Annotated in this window: 1 protein-coding gene; it reads right to left on the bottom strand. The window is 59.0% G+C overall.

The genetic code is table 11. The annotated features are described in order from the left end of the window. On the bottom strand, positions 1-1,799 hold a 1,799-nt coding region (locus HMPREF3044_RS08130), incomplete at both ends, for a YPDG domain-containing protein (RefSeq protein ID WP_210400539.1).

Below are 1,799 nucleotides of genomic sequence, written 5' to 3'. Positions count from 1 at the left end.
AGGTTGGTGAAGTCCCAAGCCTTGCCGTTGATGCACTTGGTGGCGTAGTACATGCCCACGATGGAGGCAGCTGCTACCAGGCCGAGGATGGAGAGGATACCCGCGACGTTCACGTTGGAGCCCATGGCAGCCAACTTCGCGTTCGCGTCTTTCAACCACTGCGGCTGGTTATCCGGGTTGTTGATCTTCACGCTGTCGAGCTGTGCCTTGATCGACTCCGGAAGCGGCAGGTTCACCTGCGTTGCCAGGGCGATAAGTCCCAGCGGGACCAGGTAGAGCAGCGGGTTAGCGTACCACTCGGACGGATCGATGCACTGCTCGATGATCGTCTTCGTATCAGCAACCTGCTTAGCAGCCGGGACAACCTTCAGGTCGAGTTCCTTCTGCGTTGCGTTGTTACTCTCGGAAGCCGGGTAGTTCACCTTCACCTTGATGGTGCTGGCGATACCAGTTGCGGCATCCTCCGGAACGGTGATCGTTGCGCGACCCGTGGTCGGATCGACGTCAACCGTCCAACCCTGCGGGACCGTCGTGCGGTCGAGCTCGAACGTAGTGCCGGCAGGTGCCGGTCCATTCTCGTTCTCAGGGGTCAGCGTGTTGTCGAACTCAGGCGTAACCGTGACAGTCTTACCAGCCTCGGGGGTCTGAGCGTCGTACTTGCCCACCCACTTAGCGCCATTGGCATCGACAAGATCGGCAATGCCGTTGTTGTTCTTGTCCGTGATGCCGGTATCGCCCAGGCCGTCATTGTTGTTGTCCTTGACGCGGCCAGCGGGGACCTCGGATTCGTCGGCGTTCTTGATGCCGTCGCCGTCGTTGTCCTCGTCACCATCGGGGATGCCGTCACCATTGGAGTCAGGATTTCGCGGGTCGAGACCAGCACGAATCTCGTCATCATTGGAGACACCGTCGTTGTCAGCGTCCGGATCCTCAGCATCCGGGATACCGTCACCGTCGGAGTCAGCTTCCTTCAGATCAGCAATCTTGTTGTCGTTCTTATCGGTGATACCAGGATCGCCGAGACCGTCACCATTGGTGTCCTTCACAGGGCCTTCGGGGACCTCGGACTCCTCGGCGTTGGTCTTGCCGTCCTTGTCGTAGTCCTCTGCACCGTCCGGGATACCGTCACCGTTGGAGTCGGGGTTCAGCGGATCAAGGCCGATGGCCTTCTCGTCGTCGTTGTTGACGCCGTCGTTATCAGCGTCCGGATCCTCATTATCGGGGATACCGTCGCCGTCGGTGTCAGCCTTCTCCTTGATATCGGCGATACCGTTCGGGCCCTGCTTGCCATTTTCCAGCTTGCCGGTCTTATCGGTCATCTCCGGATCGGCGAGACCATCGCCATCCTTATCCTTGACGCGACCTTCAGGAACCTCGGACTCGTCAGCATTCTTGATGCCGTCCTTGTCGAAGTCACCTTCGCCGTCCTTGATCGGGTTGCCGTCCTTATCCTTGTAACCACCGGAGTAGGGATCCAGCGGATCAAGACCCGCTTCCTTCTCGTCGGTGTTGTTGATGCCGTCGTTATCAGCGTCGGGATCCTCAGCATCCGGGATGCCGTCACCGTCGGAGTCCTTCTTCTCAATCAGGTCGGCAATGTTGTTCTCGTTCTTATCGGTGATCGGAACCTTGGCGGTGCCGTCCGGGTTCACACCATTCGGCTTGACCTCGGTGTTCGACTCGTCGGCATTCTTGATGCCGTCGCCGTCGGTATCCTCTTCACCGTCCGGGACACCGTTGCCATCGGTATCGGGGTTCAGCGGATCAAGGCCAGCGGCGATCTCGTCGTTGTTGTTCAC

The organism is Corynebacterium sp. HMSC073D01, from assembly GCF_001815555.1.
In the GTDB taxonomy this organism is placed as follows: Bacteria; Actinomycetota; Actinomycetes; order Mycobacteriales; family Mycobacteriaceae; genus Corynebacterium; species Corynebacterium glucuronolyticum.
The sequence above is the reverse complement of the archived record's forward strand: the minus strand, read 5'-3'. Positions and strand labels throughout refer to the sequence as shown.